This is a genomic window from Bradyrhizobium sp. PRIMUS42 (assembly GCF_023006515.1).
Lineage (GTDB): Bacteria > Pseudomonadota > Alphaproteobacteria > Rhizobiales > Xanthobacteraceae > Bradyrhizobium.
In genome coordinates this window covers 1-2,036 of sequence record NZ_JALBGZ010000942.1, presented here as the reverse complement: position 1 = coordinate 2,036, position 2,036 = coordinate 1, and the positions used below count along the sequence as shown (strand labels likewise).

Here is a 2,036-nt window from a genome sequence, read left to right as displayed (position 1 = left end):
TGTTCGGCCTCTCCGAGCAGCAGCTCGTCGCCGCCTTCGGCGTCTCCGGCAGCCAAGCCGCCGGCTCGCTGCAATTCCTGGTCAACGGCGCCTGGAACAAGCGCTACCAGGTCGGCGCGGCCGCGATGAATGGCGTGATCGCTGCGACGCTGGCGCGTAACGATTTCGTCGGCGCGACGGAATCGGTCGAGGGCAAGCACGGCCTGCTCGCCGGCTACACCGACGATGCGCACCCGTCCAAAGCGGTCGCCGAGCTCGGCAAGAGCTACGAGACCATGAAGATCGGCGTCAAACCTTATCCGAGCTGCCGCTACACCCATGCCGCGATCGACGCGCTGATCGCGATGCGGCGCGAGCACAATCTGACGCCCGACCAGGTCAAGCGCGTCGAGATCGGCCTGCACCGCAACGGCATCACGCTGACCGGCGATGCCGCCACCAAGCGGCATCCGACGTCGATCGTCGGCGGCCAGTTCTCGATGTTCTTCACCGGCGCGCTCGCGCTCGACCAGGGTTCATTCGGCTGGGACGATTACAGCCGTCTTGGCGACGCCGCGATCGACGCGCTCGCCGACAAGTTCGACGTGGTGCAGGACGACCGGCTCGAGATCGGCCGCACGCATCCGTTTGGGGCGCGTGTCAGCATCACTACCGACGACGGCGTGCATGAGCGGCTCTATGCCGATCCCTCGGGTGAGCCGACCTCCTTCCCCGACGCGCAGGCGATGCAGCAGAAATTCCTGACGCTGGCCCGCCCGGTGCTGAATGCGCGCGCGGAGAAGTTTGCCGACGCGATCATGACGCTGGAGCGGTTCGATCGCGTGGCGCAGGCGACGGAATTGGGGAGATAATCGATTCTCTCCGCGCAGACGGGTGCACCCTCGCCCCTTGCGGGAGAGGGTGGCTGCGCGAAGCGCAGCCGGGTGAGGGGTTCTCTCCGCGAATCCGACTCGCAATTGAATGCGCGGAGACATACCCCTCATCCGGCGCTTCGCGCCACCTACTCCCACAAGGGGAGAAGGAAGAATGCGCGCTCCACTCCTCTCAGTTCCCCGCCATCTTTCCCTTCTCGCGCGTTGCGGCCACCACGTCGCGCACGAGATCAAACACGCCGTCCGCTTGCAGCGGGGCGTTCGGCGAGCGTCCCATCCGCACGATCACCAGCTTCTCCGAGGGGATCACGATGGTGTATTGACCGATGGTGCCCTTGGCGAAGAAAGCATCGCGTGGCCAACCGTGCTGCACGCGAAATGACGCGCCGAAGCTGTCGCCCTGGTTGGTCCAGAAGCCGGCGCCGATGCCGACCCACGCGTTCGATGTCGGCGAAGCCGCGTACTTCACCCAGCCCTCCGGCAGGATACGCTTGCCGCCGGCGATGCCGCCATCGAGATAGAGCTGGCCGAAGCGCGCCCAGTCGCGCGCCGATGCGAGCATTTCGCTCGATCCCTCGATCGTGCCGGAGCCATCGAGCTGGAGCGTGACATGGCGCATGCCGAGCGGGGCGAACAATTCGCGGCGCGCGAAGCGGAGCGCGTCTGCGGGATCACCACCGACCGCGTTGCGGATCAGGTGCGAAAGAATGAGAATATTGCCGTCGTGGTATTTCCACGCGGTGCCAGGCGCGGTCTCGAGCGGGATCGTCTCGGCATAGGCAGCCATGTCGGACTTGACGAACTTCATCCGGTTGACCGGCTCGAAGGCGGAGCCGAGCGAGGCCTCCAAAGAGCTGCCGAGCGCAAGGCCCGCGGTGTGGCGCAGAAGCTGATCGACCGTGATGGCATGGCGCGGATCATCAGGATCTTTCCAGGCAGCGACCGGCGCGGGGCCGTCGAGCTTCAGCTTGCCCTGACGCACCAGCACGCCGATCAGGGCGGAAACCACCGATTTCGTCATGGAGAAGCCGAGCAGCGGCGTCTCCGGTCCAATGCCGTCGGCATAGCGCTCCGCGATGACGCGGCCCGACTTCATCACGACCACCGCGCGGGTGCGGCGGTAGGGCGCCTGTGCGGGCTCGGTGAAGGCGCGGTCGAGCGCGG

Annotated in this window: 2 protein-coding genes; one reads left to right on the top strand and one right to left on the bottom strand. The window is 66.4% G+C overall.

Features of this window, described 5'->3' with window-relative positions:
- Positions 1-851: MmgE/PrpD family protein (locus tag MOV75_RS36010; protein ID WP_247007740.1), on the top strand; the 851-nt coding region annotated here is incomplete at its 5' end.
- 193 nt (positions 852-1,044) lie between these two features.
- Here the strand turns inward: MOV75_RS36010 and MOV75_RS36005 are convergent.
- Positions 1,045-2,036: serine hydrolase (locus MOV75_RS36005; RefSeq protein WP_247007737.1), on the bottom strand; the 992-nt coding region annotated here is incomplete at its 5' end.